Raw genomic sequence first — 23,202 nt, 5'->3', positions numbered from 1 at the left:
TGTCACTAAATTGCATATAAAAAAGCAGGCCCAACTTGAACCTGCTCAAATATACTTAGGCTACTTTCTGAATTAGTCGCGCAGGGCTGCACCAAACTGTGCCGCTACTGAAGTCACAATCGATTCAACAGCGCTTGCAATATCGGCTTCTTCTAAAGTACGTTCAGTCGATTGAAGCATCAACGCAATCGCTAAACTCTTCTTGCCCTCTTCAACCCCTTTGCCTACATAAACGTCAAACAGCTTCGCCTCTTTTAGAAGCTCACCACCAGCGTTACGACATGCATCGACAATATCACCTGAAGCAATGGCGCCATCAACAACCAGTGCTATATCACGGCGGTTCGCTGGGAACTTAGACAGTGATGCAGCTTCTGGAATTACACGGGTGTTCACCGCTGACCATTCAAGTTCAAATACGATGGTGCGGCCATTCAAGCCAAACTTACGCTCAAGCTCTGGATGAACAGTGCCTATCACCCCAATAATCTCACCATCGACAACGATGGCGGCCGATTGCCCAGGGTGCAGCGCTGGGTGTGCAACAGAAGTAAAACTGTAAGCTTTGCCGTTGGCGGTTAAATCAAGAATGGCTTCCAAGTCACCTTTTAGATCGAAGAAATCTACCGTTGCGGTGTCCATGTTCCAGTGCTCTTCACCACGAGTACCGGATATTACACCCGCGAGCATAGGCTCTTGGCGCATACCGTTCTCTGCCGAGACATCAGGAATAAAACGCAAACCATATTCAAACAAACGAACGCGTGGCTGCTGGCGTTTCTGGTTATGAACCACGGTATTTAATAGACCTTGGATCAAGCCCAAACGCATCGCCGACATATCAGCAGAAATAGGATTAGGCAGAATGAGTGGTTCAACATCTGGAACAATCAGTTTCTGCTGCTCTGGCTCAACGAAGCTGTAGGTGATCGCTTCATGGTAACCACGGTCAACTAACAAATGACGAACACGCTTAAGTGGCAAGTTTGCTTCTTGGTGGTCATTCATGCTCAATGCTGCAACGGGAGCTTGATTAGGGATATTGTTGTAACCGTAAATACGGCCAATTTCCTCAATCAAGTCTTGCTCAATCGCGATATCAAAACGCCACGTTGGCGCGGTAGCAACCCAACTGTCTGCACGGCTCTCAACACTCATACCTAAACGTTTTAGGATTTCAACCACATCAGCATCCGCAATGTGATGACCAAGCAAACTGTCCAGTTTAGTGCGACGAAGTGTGACTTGATTTGGTTTAGGTAAATCCGTTTCAGACTCAACACTAACCACAGGTGCAACTTCACCGCCACAAATATCAACCAGAAGCTGAGTCGCTCGTTCCATCGCACTGGCTTGCAACGCGTAGTCAACACCGCGCTCAAAACGCATGGATGAATCAGTATGTAGGCCATAGCTACGAGCACGACCGCGGATATGGTCTGGTGCAAAGAAAGCACACTCAAGCAGTACATCTTGTGTTTCTGAGCTAACGCCTGAACCTTCACCACCAAAAATGCCCGCAATGGCTAATGCTTTATTGTGATCGGCAACAACCAGCGTATCGACATTCAACTTAGCTTCTGTACCATCGAGTAGCGTAAGTTTTTCATCCTGCTCGGCCATACGAACAACAATACCGCCTTCGATCTTGGCAAGATCAAAGGCATGCATCGGTTGGCCTTGTTCAAGCAAGATATAGTTAGTGATATCAACCACTGGATCAATTGAACGTAGACCACAACGGCGTAACTTCTCTTGCATCCAAAGCGGTGTTTGGGCTTGAACATTAATGTTTTTAACCACGCGACCAAGATAACGCGGACAAGCGGCCGGTGCTTTCACTTCAATAGAGACTTTATCTTCAATTGAAGTAGGAATAGCGATGACCGATGGCTCAGTGACATCAATGCGGTTCAATACACCTACTTCACGAGCAAGGCCACGAATACTAAAGCAATCTGCGCGGTTCGCGGTCAAATCGACATCAATAGTCACATCATCTAAGCTTAGGAATTCGCGGAAATCAGTACCAACGATGGCATCTTCTGCAAGCTCCATAATGCCAGCGGATTCAACATCAATCCCTAGCTCACTGAATGAACAAAGCATGCCGTGAGAAGGTTGACCACGTAATTTTGCTTTTTTAATCTTGAAATCGCCGGGCAGTACCGCACCAACAGTCGCTACCGCCACTTTTAAGCCTTGGCGGCAGTTTGCTGCACCACAAACGATATCAAGCAGTTCTTCTTCACCCACGTCAACTTTCGTTACACGCAGTTTGTCGGCATCCGGATGTTGACCACATTCCACAACGTGACCCACTTTGACGCCAGTAAATTCACCGGCGACAGCAAGAACGTCATCGACTTCCAAGCCTGCCATTGTAATTTGATGTGTAAGTTCGTCAGTCGTAACCGCAGGGTTAACCCACTCACGAAGCCATGATTCGCTGAATTTCATTGTGTTTACCCTTGAATTACTTGAATTGTTTGAGGAAGCGCAGATCGTTCTCAAAGAACGCGCGTAGGTCGTTGACGCCATAACGAAGCATCGTTAAACGCTCAACACCCATACCAAATGCAAAGCCAGAATATTTTTCAGGGTCAATACCAACACTGCGCAAAACGTTCGGGTGAACCATGCCACAGCCTAGAACTTCAAGCCATTTACCATTTTTACCCTTCACATCCACTTCCGCAGAAGGTTCTGTAAATGGGAAATAAGAAGGACGGAAACGCACTTCAACTTCTTCTTCAAAGAAGTTACATAAGAAATCGTTCAAAATACCTTTAAGCTGAGCAAAATTGACGTGCTCATCAACCAACATACCTTCAACTTGGTGGAACATTGGTGTGTGTGTTTGGTCGTAGTCATTACGATATACGCGGCCCGGCGCAATAAAACGAAACGGCGGTTGACCATTTTCCATAGTGCGAATTTGCACACCTGACGTGTGTGTACGCAACATTAAATCTGGATTAAAGAAGAAGGTATCGTGATCAGTACGTGCTGGGTGATCGGCAGCGATATTCAACGCATCAAAGTTGTGGAAGGCGTCTTCAATTTCAGGGCCAGATTCAACATGAAAACCAAGCTCACCAAAGAACTGCTCGATGCGTTCAACTGTGCGAGTCACTGGGTGTAAGCCACCATTTTCAATGCGGCGTCCAGGCAAAGTAACGTCAATCGTTTCAGCCGCTAGTTTGGCTTCTAACTCTGCTCGCTGCAAAGCATCTTTACGCGTAGCAATGGCGTGTTGCACTGTCTCTTTCGCAACGTTGATCTCTTGACCTGCAGCGCGGCGTTCTTCGGGTGGCAATTTACCTAGGCTCTGTAGTTGAGTGGTTAACTCACCTTTTTTACCCAAGTACTGAACACGCACTTCATCAAGTGCGACTAGCGAATCGGCAGCATTAATCGCTGCGGTCGCATTAGCAATAATCTCTTCTAGATGTTGCATCGTTTCCTCATCTACCTGTAGGTAGTGTCCATATAGGATGTTTTTGTATTTTTCAGATAGCTGCACATAGTATCGAAAGCCACCTCTAAAGCCAAATTGAAATGATACTGACGCTTGCTCTTGAACAAAAAAACGGCATTATTTTTGCCGCTCTCTTGATATTACCTCCCTCTCCCCAAACAATAATAAAAACATGACTATTTTTAAGAAGAAACGATGAACATCACGATAACACCAATCAAACCACAAGATGATTCGGACATTTGTAAAATTATCCAATCTGTAGGCGCGGAATTTGGGGCCATAGGTGAGGGTTTTGGCCCATCTGATGCTGAAGTGGAAAACATGAGTCAACATTATACGCAAGAGAGCAGCAGCCTTTATCTGGTAGCCAAACGTGACGGCATCATTGTCGGTGGAGCAGGTATTGCAGCCTTTCATCATAGCCAACGGATCTGTGAGCTAAAAAAACTCTTCTTATTACCAGAAAGTCGCGGTTGCGGGCTGGGAAAAATGCTCAGTGAAGCATGCCTATCGTTTGCTCAAAATGCAGGTTATCAATCTTGCTATTTGGATACGTTATCTAGTATGACATCCGCCATTCAGTTATATGAAAAACTCGGATTTATACATTTGGATCGACCAATGGACGGCACTGAGCACAACGGCTGCGATGTGTGGATGCTTAAACAGCTGTAAATCATCGCATCTGCTTATACAAAAAATGCCTACCGAACGGTAGGCATCAAAAGCAGTTGAGATTTAATGCTTAAGTTTTAAAACTTAGAAGAAGTATTTTAGACGGATACGCATACCTAGATCTTTATTTTCTGTATCGTCTACTTTCGAGTAGTAAGTACCTAGATAAACAGAGAAATCTTCCACATCCATCACATTAGCAAATTGGTAAGAAGCATAAGTGGTATTTACCTTCTCGCTAGTACCTTTATCAACATCACCATAGACATGACCTAGACCAAAGCCTTTAAACAGTAAGTTAGCACCGATGGTCGTATCTTCTTGTTTAGTTTTGTCGAAATCACGGAACGCATAGTTCACGTTGATAGAAAGATCGTTAGCAGAATAGTTAACTGTCGCGCCATAACCAAGGAAATCATTCGCAGCATCTTTATCATCTGCAGTCAGATTGGCTTCTAAACCAGCAGCAACACGAACTGAGTCAACGATCTGGTATGCAACAACTGGGCGTACAAATACGGCATTCTGATCCGCTGCAGACTCATTCTCAAATTTAGTAGAGAGTTCAAAATAAAGGTTATCTGCCGTTTTGCTAAAGCCAATTTGTCCGTTATCACCGCGGCCACGAGCCTTATTCGCACGGTATACATCTTTATCTGCATTTGCGTATTCAAGCATAGTATCTTGGCCAACAGGGAACAAATCAAACGCTTCATAGCGGCCTACTTTCAGTTCCCAGTTATTCGCTTGACCAAATGCAATCCAAGCATCATCAAGTTCAACTTTACCCGTTGTTTTAAGTAAAGGTTGTGCTTGTGCTTTAATATAACGGTCACCACTCACACTGCGCTCACCAGCGATTTGAACCAAAAGGCGGCCATCTTGATTTAGATGTTGCTTGTCAGTGGCATTTTTATCACGAAGGTTGATATCGAACTCAACATCACCGCCGATTGAGAAAACACCTTGTTCACCTTCAACACTGATACCTGCGTTTGCTTGTAGTGCGGCTGAAATTAGAATTGCGGCAAGAGAAAGTTTACCAGAGGTAGCAAAATTCATTTTTTATACTCCATCGACCTTATGGTCATCATTATCATTATGTTGGTGCTTGGCACCTTGAATCTCATCCTGAGATATATTCAATAAAATTAATGAGTTATATTCAAATTCACCGGGGGAAGTAGCACGCTACTTTGGTAATCATGAACAGCTCAATCTCTTTATTGCTCAGCAACCACTGCTTATGTATTCCCTTAACGTTGCTGACGGGGATGGAGTTTACATTCACCGAATCAATGTAAAAATAGATCGATGTCACATTGGGAATCGTTCCCATGAATGGGTTGTTGATAAGTTTATATAAATCACGCTTTTGCAAATAATTCACACCATAAATTAAATGTTGGCACGAAAATTATGTGAAGTAGGCCGAAATTTCACTTCACAAAATAATAACAACTCAAGATAAAGGTTGCTTTATCAAATTATTAACATTCTAGAATTGGGGATGGAGAGTAAAAACGATGCGAGATTTGACCATAAATTGAAGCACTGCTGTTTGATGGTGATGGCTTTGCTTAAAATATTTCAATTTCACGTCCGAAACCGTCAACGAATATAGTGAACGTAGGGGGGTTACCCAGTTTCCGCTAGGGCGGCGATTTGGAGCGACACGCGAGGTTCGCTTTCTTTTGGACTAAAAGCGTGACCTCAACCTTGGCAAGGTGGCTCTAAAACGACATCGTTGGTTGTGAACTGGCTGTGAGACAGAGATGAAAAAGCCCCAGCATTTCTGCCAGGGCTTTAATTTGGAGCGACACACGAGGTTCGCTTTCTTTTGAACTAAAAGCGTGACCTCAACCTTGGCAAGATTGCTCTAAAACGATATCGTTGCTTGTAAACTGGCTGTGAGACAGAGATGAAAAAGCCCCAGCATTTCTGCTAGGGCTTTAATTTGGAGCGACACACGAGGTTCGCTTTCTTTTGAACTAAAAGCGTGACCTCAACCTTGGCAAGATTGCTCTAAAACGATATCGTTGGTTGTAAACTGGCTGTGAGACAGAGATGAAAAAGCCCCAGCATTTCTGCTAGGGCTTTAATTTGGAGCGACACACGAGGTTCGAACTCGTGACCTCAACCTTGGCAAGGTTGCGCTCTACCAACTGAGCTAGTGTCGCATGCTGCATAAGCAGTAAAAAGATGGTGCCCCGGGCCGGACTTGAACCGGCACGACTCGAAAGTCGAGGGATTTTAAATCCCTTGTGTCTACCAATTTCACCACCAGGGCACGCAATTTTGCATTGCGATGCTGTTTACAAAATTTAGTAACACCATCTTTAGATACTGAACGTTAAGTTCAACACCTCAAAATTTGGAGCGACACACGAGGTTCGAACTCGTGACCTCAACCTTGGCAAGGTTGCGCTCTACCAACTGAGCTAGTGTCGCAATGGAGGCGCGTCCCGGAGTCGAACCGAGGTCCACGGATTTGCAATCCGCTGCATAGCCCCTCTGCCAACGCGCCCCTGTAACATCAAGGGGTTGGGTTGTTTCTTCCGTTCCTCTCAAGTACGGGATGCATTCTACGCATTCGATTCGATGAGTCAATATTATTTTTTTAGTTTTTAAACCGTTTGGCTATTTTGCATTCAAAAAGGACGGATTTGGTTAATTTGATAGCAAAATTCACCACCTTTTACACGAGATAACTGTGCTTTAACTGAAGCAATAATGCATGTTGTGAAAGGGATTGTAGAAATTGGAGGAACAAAAAACGGGCCTAAGCCCGTTTCTTAATGATGTTCTGCATTGAGGAGGTCGTCTTTAGCTGCCGCCAAGTATTGAACCATTGACCAATAGGTCAAAATGGTTGCGATGTATAACGCTGCATAGCCGACCCACACCATCCAATCATCATGACGCCAAATCAATACCCACAATGCAAACATTTGGGTGAGCGTCTTAACCTTCCCAACCCATGAAACGGCCACACTGGCTCTTTTACCAATTTCCGCCATCCATTCTCGCAACGCAGAAATGATGATTTCACGTGCAATCATTGTCACGGCTGGAATCGTTATCCAGAGACTGTGGTAATGGTCGGTGATCAAGATAAGAGCCGTCGCAACGAGCACTTTATCCGCTACTGGGTCAATAAAAGCACCAAAGCGAGAGGTTTGCCCAAGTTTTCGCGCAAGCATGCCATCTAACCAATCGGTAAAACCCGCTACCCAAAACACCATTGCCGCAGCAAAAGGGCCCCAGCCGTAAGGCAGATAGAAAACAACGACAAATACTGGGATAAGGAAAAGTCGTAATAAAGACAAAATATTAGGAATATTCAAACGCATATTTATAGGCTCTTATCGATTGCGCGGTTATGTTGCGTTATTTTTCTTATTGTTTCAATGCTTGATAAATGTTTTCAGCTAAAGAATGGCTAATACCGGGTACTTTGGCGATTTCTTCAACAGTGGCTCTTTTTAGCTCTTGCAGCCCTCCCATATATTTCAGCAGTGCTTGCCGGCGTTTAGGCCCAACCCCTTCTATGCCTTCCAATGTACTAGTACGCCGTGTTTTACCTCGTTTGGCTCTATGCCCAGCAATGGCGTGATTATGACTTTCATCGCGAATATGCTGAATCAAATGCAAAGCTGGCGCATCACTTGGCAGGTTAAATTCATCACCATCGGTTGTAATCAACGTTTCTAGCCCCGGTTTGCGGGTAACACCTTTGGCGATACCAATCATCACCGGTCTTTTCGGCCAATCTTGCCAATGGCTAGAGATGATCTGCAAAGCTCGATTCAATTGCCCTTTACCACCATCAATGAAAATGACATCGGGGATTTTTTCCACGTCAAGCTGCTTGGAATACCGCTTATCTAACACTTGTCCCATTGCAGCGTAATCATCCCCACCAGTAATTCCCGTGATGTTATAACGGCGGTATTCTGGTTTAACAGGCCCTTCTTGGTTAAATACCACGCATGAGGCGATCGTGCTCTCTCCCATGGTGTGCGAAATATCAAAACACTCCATACGCTCTATGCTATCCAACCCTAAAACAGCTTGAAGTGCTTTAAAGCGCTGGTTGATCGTCATTCTATGGTTAATTTTAGCCGTTATTGCGCTCAATGCATTGGTATTAGCCAATTTTAAATATTGAGCACGCACACCTGTTGGGCTGATGTGGAAAGAAACTTTACGCCCGACCAGGGTCTGTAAGGCTTCTTGCAGCGGCTTTTCATCCTCTAGCAGACCCGCATTTAAGATCACTCGACTTGGGATCGTACGCGCTTCATTGTGACTTAAATAATACTGTCCTAAAAAGCCATCAAACACCTCTTCTTGAGTCGTGTTAGCCGGAATTTTAGGAAAATGGCTACGACTACCCAATATTTTACCTTGGCGGATCATCAAAATATGGATGCAAGCGATGCCATTTTCTTGGGCAAATCCCAATACATCCATGTCATCCATCGTCTCTTCAGAAACAAACTGTTGTTCTTGGACTCTTCGAATGGCTTGGATCTGGTCTCTAAATTTAGCGGCATTTTCAAACTGCAGTGCTTGGCTGGCTTGTTCCATTTTTTGCACTAATGTTTCAAGTACTTGGTTATCTTTGCCTTGCAAAAACAATCGAACATAATTAACCAATTCAGCATACTCTTCATCCGCAATGATATGACTCACACAAGGTGCAGCGCAGCGGCCAATTTGATACATCAGGCAAGGACGAGTCCGGTTGCTATAGACGGTATCTTCACATTGTCTTACCGGAAATATTTTTTGGATGAGGTGTAACGACTCTCGAACCGCACCAGAATCAGGGTATGGACCAAAATACTCACCTTTGCGCTTTTTCGCGCCACGGTGCAACGACAAACGAGGGTGCTTATGCCCACTAATAAAAATATACGGGTAAGATTTATCGTCTCGCAGCAGCACATTGTATTTAGGCAAATATTGCTTGATGTAATTGTGCTCAAGGATCAACGCTTCCGTTTCAGTGTGAGTAACGGTGACATCAATTTTATCGATATGGCTGACTAACGCGCGCGTTTTCTCACTGTCGATTGTTTTTCGAAAGTAACTAGAAAGGCGTTTTTTGAGGTCTTTGGCTTTGCCAACATAGATGATATCAGCCTCGGCGTTATACATTCGATAAACGCCGGGCTGATGGGTAACGGTTTTAAGAAAAGCGACCGAGTCGAACAAAGAAGTCACTAAAGCGTCTCTGTGTCTAACATTCCGTGTCGAATAGCTAAATGGGTCAGTTCAACATCACCGCTGATCGCTAACTTACTAAACAGTCGATAGCGATAGCTATTTACTGTTTTGGGGCTAAGACTAAGTTGCTCGGAAATATCCGTCACTTTTTGCCCTTTGGTAATCATCATCATAATCTGCAGCTCTCTTTCCGAGAGATCAGCAAATGGATTGTCAGAAGCTGGCGAGAATTGGCTTAACGCCATTTGCTGTGCGATTTCAGGCGAGATATAACGCTGCCCGCTATTCACAATGCGAATCGCGTTGACCATTTCATCTGGGCCTGCACCTTTGGTTAAATAACCCGCGGCTCCAGCTTGCATCACTTTGGTCGGAAATGGATTTTCCGTATGAACCGTTAACACGATGATTTTCACATCTGGATTAAAGCGCAGAATTTTTTTTGTCGCTTCCAAACCGCCGATACCAGGCATGTTCATATCCATTAAAACAACGTCGACATGATTACTGCGACACCATTTTACTGCTTCTTCACCGCTGTCAGCTTCCCCTACTACGTTCATTCCACGGACGTCTTCAATAATACGTCGTATCCCTGTGCGAACCAGCTCGTGATCATCTACAAGGAAAACACTTATCAAACTTGTATCTCCACACTCATCTATTGGCTCTGCACCCACTGAATCGTGGATAGCAGCATCGCGGCCCACATTAATTAGCTCACAATTGGAAATTAACTCACAATCGGGTAATTAACTTAACATTAGTTTTTACTCACACTGAATATGTGCTCAAACCCCAAATTTGGCAAGTACTTATTTGTTCGGCTAATCATCCAATGAGAATCCATTAACAAATCAAAAGCTTAATTATATTAGCAGAGATGCCGCACGACTTTTACATGATTTTTTGACAAATTTGAACCTAAACATAAAAATGCAACCAGCCTCATAAAAATACAAAACCAAAACAAATCATAAAGTTAAAATGCATACACCATACCAATTAACGGTTATTTCATCTCCATCGCCCGCTTACTCACCTCACTGAAATTCGTTATTTACCTCGTAGCTCTGATATGATGCCCTCCCCCAAGGTTACGACTATTTGGATTTATTACGCTTGGTTATTCAACACGGTTTTTTACTTACTCGCCATGCAAGAGACCTTCATGGCTCGACTCATATTGAGTTGTGGTTGAGTACGCCTCAAGGTCCAACCCAACTGATTATCCGTGGTGAAAAACCCGTTTTCTTCATACCACAGAAAGATGTGCCACAAGCGCAAAAATTAGCGTTAGAGCGGCAGCTCTCTATCGAATTAAAGACATTGGATTTGGAAGATTTTGAACATACCCTCCTAGCAGGTTGTTATTGTCAAACGATTCAAACGCATGCTGAGTTTTCGGCACTACTAAAGCAACATCATATTCTGACGTTAGAAGATGATATTAAGCTTGCCGACCGCTTTCTTATGGAGCGTTTTCTTAAAGGCAGCATTGAATTCACTGGACGGCTTACCCAGACGTTTTCCCACTCAAAAATAGAACAGGCGAAATGTCGACCGGGCAACTATCTTCCTCATCTGAAAGTGGTTTCGCTGGATTTAGAGTGTTCTGAAAAAGGCATTCTCTACTCGATTGGTTTTGATAGCCCAATGGACAGCCGCGTAATCATGATTGGTGAGCCTGAGCCTTGCGATACCCCGATTCAATGGGTGAAAGACGAATACGCATTGCTCAATGCTCTCATCGATTGGTTCACTGAGTTCGACCCTGATGTAGTAATTGGCTGGAGCGTGATTGATTTTGATTTTCGCTTACTCCATAAAAGAGCCGAGTGGCATAAGTTAAAACTTGCGATTGGCCGTGGCAAACAGCACAGTTTTTTTCGTAGTTCAAACCAGAGTCAGCAAGGGTTTATTACCATTCCCGGGCGAGTAGTGTTGGATGGAATTGATACATTAAAAACAGCCACTTACCAATTTCGTTCTTGGTCATTGGAATCAGTATCAAGGGAGCTATTAGGCGAAGGAAAAGCGATTCACAACGCCCATGATCGGATGGATGAAATCAACCGTATGTTTAAAAAAGACAAACCTTCACTGGCGAAATACAACCTGCAAGATTGTGTGTTAGTGAATAAAATCTTTGAACATACCCATTTGCTGGATTTCGCCATTGAACGTTCCCGTCTCACGGGTGTGGAGCTAGATCGCGTCGGCGGTTCTGTCGCCGCCTTTACCAATCTCTACTTACCTCAATTGCATCGCGCGGGTTACATTGCACCTAACTTGCACTCCGAAAATTGGGTCGCAAGCCCCGGAGGCTATGTGATGGACTCCATCCCTAACCTCTACGACTCTGTATTACTTCTTGATTTTAAAAGCTTATATCCCTCGATCATTCGTTCATTTTTAATTGACCCACTTGGCTTGATTGAAGGGCTAAAAATTCCACTTGGTAAAGAGGATAACCAAGCAGTAACGGGATTTCGTGGCGGTCAATTTCACCGCACCAAACATTTTCTTCCAGAAATGATCGAGAAATTATGGGCTGCGCGTGATGTGGCGAAAAAGAACAATAACAAAGCCTTTTCACAAGCGATAAAAATCATCATGAACTCTTTCTACGGGGTGCTTGGATCGTCAGGTTGTCGTTTTTTTGATACTCGCTTGGCGTCCAGTATTACCATGCGCGGACACGAGATCATGAAGCAAACTAAAAAGTTAATTGAGGCGCAAGGCTATCAGGTGATTTATGGTGATACCGACTCAACCTTTGTCTCTTTAGGTGGTCAATATTCACAGCAGCAAGCGGATCGCGTAGGAAAACAACTGGTTGAACACATCAATCAATGGTGGACGACCCACTTGCGTGAAGAGTACCGATTGGAATCGATGCTGGAATTGGAATACGAAACCCACTACCGAAAGTTTCTGATGCCAACCATCCGAGGTTCAGAAACGGGGTCAAAAAAACGCTATGCGGGATTGATCGGTGAAGGCGAAAACGAGCGGCTAATTTTTAAAGGCCTTGAGAGTGCAAGAACGGACTGGACTCCGCTCGCACAACGCTTTCAGCACCAACTTTATTCGATGATTTTTAATGGTGAAGACCCTGCGGCGTTTATTCGTGAAATCGTTGAGCAAACTCAAACCGGTCAACTCGACCATGAGCTCGTGTACCAAAAACGGTTGCGTCGCAAGCTGCATGAATACCAAAAAAACGTACCACCACAAGTAAGAGCCGCACGACTTGCTGATACGATAAACCAGCAGTTAGGCCGACCATTGCAATATCAAAATCGAGGTCGTATCGAATACCTCATCACACTGAATGGCCCTGAGCCTAAAGAGTATTTAAAAAGTCCTATCGATTATCAGCACTATATCGATAAACAATTGCAGCCAGTCGCAGAAGCCATTTTGCCTTTTGTTGGCTTGAATTTCGAACAGCTCAGCCAGCCACAACTTGGGTTATTTTAAGAAGTACGACGATCTAGCCAGCGGTTAACCAATCCGAAACTCTGTTTTTTGATACTGCTTTGCAAGCCATTGCCCATAACTGTCTAGAATTCCAATCACTGAGCGTTTGGCGATCACTCGTCCAGAGAGCAAAATACCCAATCTCTCAATGTCGATTTTTTTCTCCGGGTGATAACGTAAAAACTGCTGCCCGCATTCGATAGGATCATCAAACCAATTTTTGTCACGATACATAATCAAAGAATAACTGGCGCGCAGTAATTTCTTGGCAATGGCTACTTGCGCCTTGCTCTGTTCGCTTTCAGAACTGGTTTTTGCAATTTTATCACGGTAAAAAAAGACCCAATCTGCGATGTCCATATTCCAGTGTTTGGCTATTTCCCAACTGGGTTCGAAATCGCCAAAGCATTCCGCCAGATCATCACCCAAGATACAAACGCAGCAATGGCGCAACATAAATCCCCACGTAAAAATGCTCTCTAAAGTGGCTACCTCGCTCACGAGTGCAGTTTTGATCGAGACTTCGGTGATATGTGGGAAACTTTTCTGAAATCGCCATTTTATCGTATTCAGCAGAGTTGCTCGTTGCTCGGAGAAATCACGGTGCGTGACCAACACTACATCCAAATTGGATCGCCCATAACGCGCAGTTCTACGCGCCACACTGCCATAAAGGTAAAGACTATGTAGATTGTCACCTAACCCGGCACGCAGAAACTTGATGAGATCATCGATAGCCGCTTGATATTCAGCCTGAAAGGGTTGTTTTGGGTCAATAACCGATAAATACATAGCAAAAAGCGTTAGTTAATTTAAGAAAAAGTACACGCGGTCATGTTCTACTATGCAAAGCAATCAATCAAGATATTCCTTTTCGAAAACGGCAAGGTATAATGCGCCGAAACTAAGTATGAAGGAAAAATTCCATGCCAAAGGCGAATGAATTAAAAAAAGGGTTTGCTATTATTTCTGGTGGCAAGACGCTATTGATCAAAGACATCGAAGTGACCACTCCTGGTGGCCGCGGTGGTTCTAAAATCTACAAACTACGTTGTACTGATTTGAACACTGGCGCTCGCGTTGATGAGCGTTTAAAAGCCGATGACTTTGTCGACACCGTTGACATGAACCGCCGTGCGGTTTCGTTTTCTTATGTTGATGGCGATGAGTACATCTTCATGGATAACGAAGACTACACTCAATTTACGTTTAAACAGGCGGATATCGAAGATGAGCTACTGTTCATCACTGAAGAAATCCAAGGTATGTATGTGGTTGTCGTTGACGGTGTTGCGGTAGCACTAGATGTCCCTTCATCTGTTGAGCTTGTGATTGAAGAGACTGATCCTTCCATCAAAGGTGCTTCAGCTTCTGCGCGTTCAAAACCAGCACGTTTAAGCACTGGCCTTGTTGTGCAGGTTCCTGAATATGTCGCAACTGGCGACCGTATTATTATCAACACCGCTGAACGCAAATACATGAGCCGAGCATAATAATGTCTGATTTGATTTCTTACGACGATGCCATTGATGCGGCTTACGACATCTTTCTTGAAATGGCACCCGATAATCTAGAACCTGTTGATGTCATCCTGTTTACGGCACAATTTGAAGACCGTGGCGCGGCTGAACTGCTTGACGTTGGTGATGATTGGGTTCAACACGTGGGTTTTGACGTCGATAAGGAAGCTTACGCGGAAGTATTGATCGGTCTTGTCAACGAAGAGGACGACGTACTAGACGATGTGTTTGCAAGAATGCTCGTCAGCCGCGACCCAGACCAAAAGTTCTGCCACATTCTGTGGAAGCGTGACTAACCTCATTACTGTTGCTGCGTTTTATAATGAAATCGTCGTGACACTGTCTTGAGGCAAACAGCAATAACGCCAATCGTGATTGATTGGCGTTATTATTTTTAAGCGTGATCTTTTTCCAGAGCTTTTTCTTCAACCAGTTGATAGTGAATGACATACAACTGTTCAATATTGGGATAAATGTCTTGAATCACCTCTTTCAGTGTCGTGATTGACATATTTTCTTGCTCTGCATGGTAGTGGCTTAATTCGCTAAATAGGATCGGTTCAACCTTATTGATTAACAAGCGGCAGAACTTTCGTCCCTCTTCCAACGTACTCACCTCGACAATAGAGCCAACTTGGTAGTGCTTTTCGCTCTCATCACGAATGGTGATCACTTTCTTTTTCGCCAAAATATCCGCTTCAAAACGAGCGAAAAAAGTCATTTCTGTTGGAGCTGTCATCGTATTTTCTCTTTATTATTTAAACCACAGGTTACTATTTACAACACAAGTTACGGCGCCATCTTACCGTGACACTGACCCTTTGTCGTCGATAGCTGCTTCACCAATTCACAGTTTTGGCCGATGATGATCGCAAAGCCTTATCTAAATATTGCATTTCCCAGCGACTTCGTTAATTATTTGTATATTCAAATAAAACTCATCATGCCCATGTCAAGCTCACCACTTTATAGACAAATAAAACAATTTATTTTAGATAACATTGAATCCGGACACTGGCCTGTCGGCCAACGCATAAGCACCGAGCTAGAACTGACTGAGCAATTTAATGTGAGTCGGATGACGGTGAATAAAGCGATACGGGATCTGGTGGCTGATGGAAAACTGCAACGCCGACCAAGGCTAGGTACTTTTGTTTGCGCTGTAGAAGACAAAGCGGAATCACCGCTACTTGATATTCGTAATATTGCTGACGAGGTCGCTAGCCGAGGGAAGCAATATCGCAGTAAAGTCTTAAAGCAACTTGCGTTAACAGCAGATGAAAGTGTCGCTATCAAACTCGGCGTCATGCTAGGATCTTCTGTTTTTTATAGTGAAATCATTCACTTTGCTAATGATACTCCGATACAACTGGAAGTGCGTTGGGTCAATAGCCGCTACGCGCCCCACTATCTTGAACAAAACTTTTCGTTCATGACGCCCAATCAATATCTTTCACAAAACTGCCCATTAAGTGCCATTGAGCACACTGTTGAAGCCATTATTGCCGAGCATCACATCAAACAATTGTTGCAGTTGGCCGTCAATGAACCCTGTTTACTACTTAATCGCCGTACCTGGAGTGGCGATAAGTTAGTCAGCTCTGCACTGCTTTATCACCCGGGCTCGAAATACAAATTAACCTCTAAAGTGATGCTCGACTAACGCTACACATTTCAACATTCGATCACACTTTTGCAACATTCATCTTGCACCGCGTGCGCTTTTGCCTTATTTATTTGTATATACATTTAAATCAGCAGCGTACTAAGCGATAACGGTGACAATAAAGATGGATCTAATACTGACCAACGCGCGTATCGTCAGCATGGAACAAGGGGAGCTTGGCTATCAACCTAGCTCTCCTAAAACTGTGGTGATAAAAGCGGGCAAAATTGACGCCAGCCTTGATAGCCACATTCCCATCGCTGCCACGCCAGAACACAAAGTCATAGATTGCCAAGGCAAGCTTATCACTCCGGGGTTGATAGATTGCCATACTCACCTTATCTATGCCGGTAACCGCGCCAATGAGTTTGAAATGCGCTTGCAAGGCGTTCCCTACCCAGCGATCGCCAAGCAAGGCGGCGGTATTTTATCAACCGTCCACGCCACCCGCACCGCATCCATTGACCAATTGGTTGAGTTGGCACTACCAAGATTAGAGGGATTGCTGCGTTCCGGTGTCACATCCGTTGAGATCAAATCGGGCTACGGTTTAACGCTCCATGATGAGATAAAAATGCTCAAAGCGGCTAAGCACCTTGAGGATCATCGCCGCATTAAAGTCGTCACAACACTGCTCGCCGCTCACGCCATTCCACCAGAATATCAACACCGATCAGACGATTATGTTGAGCATATTTGTCAGGAAATCATCCCTCTGGTGGCCGAACAAAAACTCGCTTCGAGCGTCGATGTGTTTTGTGAATCGATTGGTTTTACGCTGGCACAAACAGAAAAAGTGTTCCAAGCCGCAATTGCGCATGGGCTGCAAGTGAAAGGTCATACCGAGCAATTATCAAACCTAGGGGGAAGCGCTTTAACCGCACATTACCAAGGTTTGTCTGCCGATCATATCGAATATTTAGATGAGCAAGGTGTGTTTGCACTCGCCCGTTCCAATACCGTGGCAACCTTGCTGCCCGGTGCTTTTTATTTCTTACGTGAAACCCAACGCCCACCGATTGATTTACTGCGTCAGCATCATATTCCAATGGCCATCGCAAGTGATTTCAACCCCGGTACATCGCCGTTTGCTGACCTCACTCTTATTATGAATATGGCGTGCACACTGTTTGGCTTAACCCCCCAAGAAGCCTTACGAGGTGTGACTCAACATGCTGCGCAAGCGTTAGGTTTTGCTGATTCTCGCGGCAAAATTGCCACTGGCTACGATGCCGATCTCGCCATTTGGAATATTAGCCACCCAGCCGATTTAAGTTATCAAGTGGGCGTACCGCGTTTGCATGCACGCGTAGTTGACGGAGCATTGACCTATGAATAACCCTACCCTTAGCAACACTCAGCACAGCTTCGAGTGGCAAGGCCGTCACGATGCCGAAGATGGCGAGTTAGGTACACGCGTTCACCATCAAACTCAACGTTGCACCGTCAATACGCTACCCATTCAACAAAACCAAGATGAGAAAGCCATTGCCATTATCGGTTTTGAATGCGATGCAGGGGTGGCCCGCAATAAAGGACGCATTGGCGCAAAACAGGCCCCCGATGCCATTCGCCAAGCGCTGGCCAACATGGCTTGGCATAAGCACTCTCGCTTTTTTGATCTGGGCAATATTCGCTGTATTGATGATGAACTTGAGCTGGCTCAGCAACAGTGCGCTGATGTGATTGCCCATACGCTTAAACAAACGCCCGTTATCGTACTGGGTGGCGGTCATGAAGTCGCTTGGGCCACGTTTCAAGGCGCAGCGCAATATCTGAGTCAACAAGCCATCAGCCAACCACGAATTGGGATCATCAATTTTGACGCACATTTCGATTTACGTGCTTTTGAGTCAGAGATCGCTTCGGTGCGACCTAGCTCCGGCACTCCCTTTAATCAAATTCATCAATGGTGCGAGCAAAATCAATGGCCATTTCATTACGCTTGCTTAGGTGTAAGCCGAGCAAGTAATACGACTGCACTGTTTCAACGAGCCGATGAACTGGGCGTTTGGTATATGCAAGATAATCAGTTTTCAGCACTGAGCCCGATTGATCATCTGCGTGAACTGCAACACTTCATTGACCAGTGTGACTATCTCTATTTGACGATTGACTTAGATGTCTTTCCAGCTGCAACGGCGCCGGGAGTCAGCGCCCCAGCGGCACGTGGCGTAAGTTATGAAGCGCTTGCCCCTTATTTTGACAAAATTTTCTACCACAAAAATAAGCTGTTAATTGCCGACATTGCCGAATACAACCCGCAATTTGATCAAGACAATCAAACTGCTCGTCTCGCGGCAAGGCTGTGTTGGGATATCGCCAATGCCATGACCGACGATTAATCGCTACACCTCACTAAACCCGATATTGGCACCATAACAACAATAGCGCCACATTGTGAAACACAAGGAGTCTCAACATGACGCAACCCCATACTCAAGAGCAACGTCTTGATACTACGCGCACCATTCGCGCCCCTCACGGTACAACACTTCGAGCCAAATCGTGGTTAACCGAAGCGCCACTGCGCATGCTCATGAACAACCTTGACCCAGACGTTGCAGAGCACCCACATGCACTTGTGGTGTATGGTGGCATTGGCCGCGCGGCCCGAAATTGGCCGTGCTTTGATAAAATTGTTGAAGTGCTTGAACGCCTTGAAGAGGATCAAACGCTCTTGGTTCAATCAGGCAAACCTGTCGGTGTTTTCCCGACGCACAAAAATGCACCACGTGTGCTAATTGCCAACTCAAACCTTGTACCACATTGGGCCAACTGGGAGCACTTTAATGAGCTCGATAAGCAAGGTTTGATGATGTACGGTCAAATGACGGCTGGCTCATGGATCTACATCGGCTCACAAGGCATTGTACAAGGTACTTACGAAACCTTCGTCGCCATCGCTAAACAGCATTTTGCTGGTAGCGCAAAAGGCCGCTGGGTGTTGACTGGCGGCTTAGGTGGCATGGGCGGCGCTCAGCCATTAGCGGCAACCATGGCTGGGTTTTCCATGATTGCGGTCGAGTGTGATGAATCGCGCATCGACTACCGCTTACGCACTGGTTATGTCGATAAAAAAGCCACCAGTTTAGATGAAGCCTTGGCGATGATCGATAGCTCGGAGACACCGATTTCTGTCGGTTTGTTAGGTAATGCCGCTGATATTTTTCCACAGCTAGTTGAGCGTAATATCACCCCCGATGTGGTGACAGACCAAACCTCGGCCCATGACCCACTCAATGGTTATTTACCCTTAAATTGGAGCATGGAACACGCCGCTCAAATGCGCACTCAAGATGAAAGCCAAGTGGTCAAGGCGGCCAAAGCATCGATGGCTGTCCAAGTTCAAGCGATGTTAACGCTGCAAAAACGCGGCGCTGCCACACTCGACTACGGCAACAACATCCGCCAAATGGCTCTCGAAGAAGGAGTAGTGAACGCTTTTGACTTCCCAGGATTCGTGCCAGCCTACATTCGCCCGCTATTTTGTGAGGGGATTGGACCTTTTCGCTGGGTCGCCCTGTCTGGCGATCCCGAAGACATTTATAAAACCGACCAAAAAGTGAAAGAGTTAATCCCTGATAACCCCCATCTACATAACTGGCTAGACATGGCGCGCGAACGCATTCAATTCCAAGGCCTACCAGCTCGCATCTGTTGGGTGGGTTTGAAAGATCGCGAACGTTTAGGCCAGGCCTTTAACGCGATGGTGAAAAGTGGCGAGTTAAAAGCGCCAGTCGTGATTGGTCGCGACCATTTAGATTCCGGCTCGGTAGCAAGCCCAAACCGTGAAACTGAAGGTATGCTAGATGGCTCAGACGCTGTTTCCGATTGGCCGCTGCTCAACGCACTGCTCAATACAGCCGGTGGCGCAACTTGGGTGTCACTTCATCACGGCGGTGGCGTAGGTATGGGCTTTTCTCAGCACTCTGGCATGGTGATCTGCTGCGATGGTTCAGATGACGCAGCACAACGCATTGCGCGTGTTTTGCATAACGACCCAGCCACGGGTGTCATGCGCCATGCTGATGCAGGTTATGACATTGCGAAACGCTGTGCTAAAGAACAAAAGCTCGACCTGCCAATGCTCAACCATGAACTCGCGCAACTGAAGTAAGGACAAAAAAACATGTTAAATCTTGTTATTAAACCGGGCCAATTGAGCTTAAAAGCACTGCGTCAAGTAAGCCGAAAGCCGGTCACCGTATCACTCGACTCCAGCGCGATAGCGGGTATTGAAGCAAGCACACAAGTCGTTGAGCAAGTGATTGCCGAAAATCGTACTGTTTATGGTATCAACACGGGGTTTGGCCTACTTGCCAATACTAAAATTGCCCCTGAAGATTTAGAAACCTTGCAGCGTAGCATCGTGCTTTCACACGCTGCGGGCATTGGTAAATTCATGGCGGATGAAACCGTTCGCTTGATGATGGTACTCAAAATCAATAGCCTTTCCCGTGGGTATTCCGGTATTCGGCTTGAGGTGATCAACGCCTTGATGGCGTTAGTTAATCACCAAGTCTACCCATGTGTTCCGCAAAAGGGATCGGTTGGCGCATCGGGTGATTTAGCGCCTTTAGCACACATGAGTACGGTGCTGCTCGGCGAAGGGCAAGCTCGCCACAACGGCGAAATTATCTCTGGACTGGACGCGTTGAAAATCGCAGGGCTAACTCCTATTACTTTAGCGCCAAAAGAGGGGCTCGCGCTACTCAATGGCACACAAGCCTCTACCGCATTTGCCCTAGAGGGGTTATTTGCCGCAGAAGACTTATTTGCCTCCGCCATTGTGTGTGGTTCAATGTCGGTCGAAGCGGCGCTGGGCAGCCGCCGCCCGTTTGATCCGCGCATTCATCGCGTTCGCGGCCATCGCGCGCAAATGGATGCCGCCAGCGCTTATCGCCATGTACTTGACAGCCGCAGCGAGATTGGTGAATCCCACACCGCATGTGAAAAAGTACAAGATCCGTATTCACTGCGTTGCCAACCACAAGTGATGGGCGCGTGCTTACAGCAAATTCGCAATTCGGCTGAAACGCTAGAAGTGGAAGCCAATGCCGTTTCCGACAACCCTCTGGTGTTTGCAGACGATGGCGACATCATCTCTGGCGGAAATTTCCATGCAGAGCCCGTCGCGATGGCTGCGGATAACTTGGCGCTAGCAATTGCCGAAATCGGCAGTTTGTCAGAACGACGCATGGCACTCTTGATTGACAGCGCGCTCAGCAAGCTTCCGCCATTTTTAGTGGACAACGGTGGCGTTAACTCTGGCTTTATGATTGCGCAAGTGACGGCGGCAGCGCTAGCCAGTGAAAATAAAACGCTCGCCCATCCGGCTTCGGTAGACAGCTTACCCACTTCAGCCAACCAAGAAGATCACGTGTCGATGGCAACGTTTGCTGGTCGTCGTCTGCGTGATATGAGCGAAAACACGCGTGGTATTTTAGCGGTCGAGTATCTTTCTGCCGCGCAGGGGCTCGATTTCAGAGCGCCCAATAAATCCTCCGCATTAGTCGAAGAAGCAAAACAAATCCTGCGTAAAAAAGTTTCGTTTTACGATAAGGATCGCTACTTCTCGCCAGATATTGAACAAGCTAATACCTTGCTAGAGCTGGCGGTACATAACTCGCTCATGCCGGAAAATCTTCTCCCTAGCTTATAATGTTACGCTATTGAGCCTCGCTCTCTGTGAGGCTCTTTTTACTGATTGGACCATTCATCGAGTGGAGTTGACTTATAATCGCGTCAGTTTTGGCTATACAGCGTACATTATGTCTCTTACATCTTATTTCTCTCATCAAGATCAAAAATTCCAGTTCACTCGCCAACAAGCGAGTCACTTTGCTAAAAAAGTGGCGGGAGATTTCAACCCAATCCACGACGAAGACAGCAAGCGTTTCTGTGTTCCGGGCGATTTGCTCTTTGCAGTATTGCTGCAAAAAGAAGGCATTAGCCAAAAGATGCGTTTTGATTTTTCAGGCATGGTCAGCGATGGCATTGCACTGCACATTGAAAATAAGTGTATGAAAGAGAGCGCTCTTGTCGATACTGCGGGCAAAGAGTATCTACACATGAGCCGTGAAGGCCAAGTAAGCCACAACACCGCATTTATCGAACACGTTGTGACGAACTATGTGCAGTTTTCTGGTATGAACTTCCCGCACATCATGGTGCCATTGATGGAAGAAGCGCAGATGATGATTAACTGCCAGCGCCCATTAGTCATCTATGAAAGCATGGAAGTGGAATTTGAACGTTTAGACCTCACTTCACCTGAAGTTGAGTTTTCTGGTGCGACGTTTGATGTTGACGGTAAACGTGGCATTGTCACGCTTAACTTTGCCTTTAAAGAAAACGGTCAAATCGTAGGGAAAGGGGTAAAGCGCATGGTAGCCAGTGGCCTGAAACCTTATGACCAAGAAGCAGTCGATGACTTAGTTAATCGCTTCAATGAACGTAAAGAGATGTTTTTAGCTCAATTTTCAAAAGCAGCCTAACCGTATTCTTTTTACTATGATTTGAGCTCTTTTGCTCATTATCTAGAACCATATTTGTTGTCTAGAACCATGTTCGTTGCATAGATTGTCGCCCCGCTATTCTTGCGGGGCTTTTGATTTCGGATGCCTTACAACATTCAACTATATCCAGCGCCTGACACGCTGCTTGTAATCGACATACTCTTCGCCAAAACGCGCTTCCAGCACTCGCTCTTCTGGATAAATCTGAAAACGATTCATAAACCACACAAATAAAAATGCGACCACGAGGCTCAACCCATTGTGTTGCCAATAAGCCACGCCAAACAACAGGAAAAAGAGCCCCAGATACATCGGATTACGCGAATAACGGTAGATACCGCTATCCACAATACACGATGTCGTTTCTGGTTTGGTTGGATTGACCGTGGTTTTCTTGCGGCGAAATTCGTAAATCCCCAGTAAACCAACGATGCCAGATAAAACAAAGCAAATCGCAAAGACCGCTCGAGGCAGAGGTAAAGCGAGGCTTGCAAACTCAAAACTGTATGAGATACGATGCATCAACAGTAGCGCCACAATAAATATCGCCACTGGGGGTATTTTCAGTTCAAATTTTTCCATGCTGCTCCACCTGACTGTGCTTCGCTCCAAACC

Annotated in this window: 19 protein-coding genes and 4 tRNA genes; 10 read left to right on the top strand and 13 right to left on the bottom strand. The window is 45.6% G+C overall.

Annotated features, from left to right (window positions below):
• Nucleotides 1-72: 72 nt before the first annotated feature.
• Nucleotides 73-2,460 carry a phenylalanine--tRNA ligase subunit beta gene (gene pheT / locus AACV12_RS11425; protein WP_170900355.1) on the bottom strand — a complete coding sequence of 796 codons (2,388 nt, stop codon included), beginning with the start codon at nucleotides 2,458-2,460 and terminating at the stop codon, nucleotides 73-75.
• Between the two features lie 16 nt (nucleotides 2,461-2,476).
• Nucleotides 2,477-3,460, bottom strand: coding sequence for a phenylalanine--tRNA ligase subunit alpha (gene pheS / locus AACV12_RS11420; protein WP_017044058.1), 984 nt, complete (start codon nucleotides 3,458-3,460; stop codon nucleotides 2,477-2,479).
• A 216-nt stretch (nucleotides 3,461-3,676) separates the two neighbouring features.
• Between pheS and AACV12_RS11415 the strand changes: the two genes are divergently transcribed.
• Nucleotides 3,677-4,159, top strand: coding sequence for a GNAT family N-acetyltransferase (locus AACV12_RS11415; RefSeq protein WP_088728925.1), 483 nt, complete (start codon nucleotides 3,677-3,679; stop codon nucleotides 4,157-4,159).
• A gap of 84 nt (nucleotides 4,160-4,243) precedes the next feature.
• On the opposite strand, the gene AACV12_RS11410 is transcribed toward AACV12_RS11415, so the two are convergent.
• The 8 genes from AACV12_RS11410 to uvrY form a co-directional block, all read right to left on the bottom strand.
• A complete protein-coding gene (locus AACV12_RS11410; RefSeq protein WP_019280933.1) occupies nucleotides 4,244-5,221 on the bottom strand; it encodes a carbohydrate porin in 978 nt (325 codons plus the stop codon).
• 1,042 nt (nucleotides 5,222-6,263) lie between these two features.
• A tRNA-Gly gene (locus AACV12_RS11405) sits at nucleotides 6,264-6,339 on the bottom strand.
• A gap of 23 nt (nucleotides 6,340-6,362) precedes the next feature.
• Nucleotides 6,363-6,449, bottom strand: a tRNA-Leu gene (locus AACV12_RS11400).
• An 85-nt stretch (nucleotides 6,450-6,534) separates the two neighbouring features.
• A tRNA-Gly gene (locus tag AACV12_RS11395) sits at nucleotides 6,535-6,610 on the bottom strand.
• 2 nt (nucleotides 6,611-6,612) lie between these two features.
• Nucleotides 6,613-6,686, bottom strand: a tRNA-Cys gene (locus AACV12_RS11390).
• Nucleotides 6,687-6,954: 268 nt separating this feature from the next.
• Complete coding sequence (gene pgsA, locus AACV12_RS11385) at nucleotides 6,955-7,512, bottom strand: CDP-diacylglycerol--glycerol-3-phosphate 3-phosphatidyltransferase (RefSeq protein ID WP_013856615.1); 558 nt, start codon at nucleotides 7,510-7,512, stop codon at nucleotides 6,955-6,957.
• A 46-nt stretch (nucleotides 7,513-7,558) separates the two neighbouring features.
• The gene (gene uvrC / locus AACV12_RS11380; RefSeq protein WP_047688276.1) at nucleotides 7,559-9,391 is read right to left on the bottom strand and encodes an excinuclease ABC subunit UvrC; all 1,833 of its coding nucleotides are present in this window, start codon (nucleotides 9,389-9,391) and stop codon (nucleotides 7,559-7,561) included.
• Entirely contained in the window at nucleotides 9,391-10,035 is a 645-nt protein-coding gene (gene uvrY / locus AACV12_RS11375; RefSeq protein ID WP_026028128.1) for a UvrY/SirA/GacA family response regulator transcription factor, read from the bottom strand. Before uvrY ends, uvrC begins: the two co-directional genes overlap by 1 nt.
• A 481-nt stretch (nucleotides 10,036-10,516) precedes the next feature.
• Here uvrY and AACV12_RS11370 point away from each other — a divergent pair, with 481 nt between their 5' ends.
• Complete coding sequence (locus tag AACV12_RS11370) at nucleotides 10,517-12,880, top strand: DNA polymerase II (protein WP_047688341.1); 2,364 nt, start codon at nucleotides 10,517-10,519, stop codon at nucleotides 12,878-12,880.
• Between the two features lie 24 nt (nucleotides 12,881-12,904).
• Here the strand turns inward: AACV12_RS11370 and AACV12_RS11365 are convergent, their stop codons facing one another.
• Nucleotides 12,905-13,672, bottom strand: a complete 768-nt coding sequence (locus AACV12_RS11365) for a nucleotidyltransferase (protein WP_013856611.1) — start codon at nucleotides 13,670-13,672, stop codon at nucleotides 12,905-12,907.
• A 134-nt stretch (nucleotides 13,673-13,806) separates the two neighbouring features.
• Here AACV12_RS11365 and yeiP point away from each other — a divergent pair, with 134 nt between their 5' ends.
• Together yeiP and AACV12_RS11355 are read left to right on the top strand one after the other, a co-directional pair.
• Nucleotides 13,807-14,373 (top strand): elongation factor P-like protein YeiP, encoded by a 567-nt coding sequence (yeiP, locus tag AACV12_RS11360; protein ID WP_013856610.1) that lies wholly within the window; start codon nucleotides 13,807-13,809, stop codon nucleotides 14,371-14,373.
• Between the two features lie 2 nt (nucleotides 14,374-14,375).
• Nucleotides 14,376-14,696: an HI1450 family dsDNA-mimic protein gene (locus AACV12_RS11355; RefSeq protein WP_010319022.1), complete on the top strand. Its 321-nt coding sequence runs from the start codon at nucleotides 14,376-14,378 to the stop codon at nucleotides 14,694-14,696.
• A 98-nt stretch (nucleotides 14,697-14,794) separates the two neighbouring features.
• Here the strand turns inward: AACV12_RS11355 and yqfB are convergent, their stop codons facing one another.
• Nucleotides 14,795-15,139 (bottom strand): N(4)-acetylcytidine aminohydrolase, encoded by a 345-nt coding sequence (gene yqfB / locus AACV12_RS11350; protein ID WP_170900354.1) that lies wholly within the window; start codon nucleotides 15,137-15,139, stop codon nucleotides 14,795-14,797.
• Between the two features lie 210 nt (nucleotides 15,140-15,349).
• On the opposite strand from yqfB, the gene hutC reads away from it, so the two are divergent.
• The 6 genes from hutC to AACV12_RS11320 all read left to right on the top strand — a co-directional run bounded on the left by hutC (nucleotide 15,350) and on the right by AACV12_RS11320 (nucleotide 22,566).
• Nucleotides 15,350-16,063, top strand: coding sequence for a histidine utilization repressor (gene hutC / locus AACV12_RS11345; RefSeq protein WP_038148510.1), 714 nt, complete (start codon nucleotides 15,350-15,352; stop codon nucleotides 16,061-16,063).
• Nucleotides 16,064-16,190: 127 nt separating this feature from the next.
• A complete protein-coding gene (gene hutI / locus AACV12_RS11340) occupies nucleotides 16,191-17,405 on the top strand; it encodes an imidazolonepropionase (RefSeq protein WP_026028673.1) in 1,215 nt (404 codons plus the stop codon).
• Nucleotides 17,398-18,411 carry a formimidoylglutamase gene (hutG, locus tag AACV12_RS11335; protein ID WP_094165382.1) on the top strand — a complete coding sequence of 338 codons (1,014 nt, stop codon included), beginning with the start codon at nucleotides 17,398-17,400 and terminating at the stop codon, nucleotides 18,409-18,411. The genes hutI and hutG overlap by 8 nt, the downstream gene beginning before the upstream one ends.
• A gap of 77 nt (nucleotides 18,412-18,488) precedes the next feature.
• On the top strand, nucleotides 18,489-20,186 hold the full coding sequence (gene hutU, locus AACV12_RS11330) for a urocanate hydratase (RefSeq protein WP_170900353.1): 1,698 nt from the start codon (nucleotides 18,489-18,491) through the stop codon (nucleotides 20,184-20,186).
• 12 nt (nucleotides 20,187-20,198) lie between these two features.
• Nucleotides 20,199-21,731 (top strand): histidine ammonia-lyase, encoded by a 1,533-nt coding sequence (hutH, locus tag AACV12_RS11325; protein WP_017048047.1) that lies wholly within the window; start codon nucleotides 20,199-20,201, stop codon nucleotides 21,729-21,731.
• A gap of 109 nt (nucleotides 21,732-21,840) precedes the next feature.
• A complete protein-coding gene (locus AACV12_RS11320; protein ID WP_026027168.1) occupies nucleotides 21,841-22,566 on the top strand; it encodes a DUF3581 domain-containing protein in 726 nt (241 codons plus the stop codon).
• Nucleotides 22,567-22,707: 141 nt separating this feature from the next.
• Here the strand turns inward: AACV12_RS11320 and AACV12_RS11315 are convergent, their stop codons facing one another.
• The gene (locus tag AACV12_RS11315; protein WP_115339085.1) at nucleotides 22,708-23,199 is read right to left on the bottom strand and encodes a methyltransferase family protein; all 492 of its coding nucleotides are present in this window, start codon (nucleotides 23,197-23,199) and stop codon (nucleotides 22,708-22,710) included.
• Nucleotides 23,200-23,202 lie beyond the last annotated feature (3 nt).

It is taken from the genome of Vibrio sp. 2-2(8) (genome assembly GCF_963888495.1).
Classification (GTDB): Bacteria; Pseudomonadota; Gammaproteobacteria; order Enterobacterales; family Vibrionaceae; genus Vibrio; species Vibrio anguillarum.
Note: the sequence above shows the minus strand (reverse complement) of the source record. Positions and strands in the feature narration are given on the sequence as shown.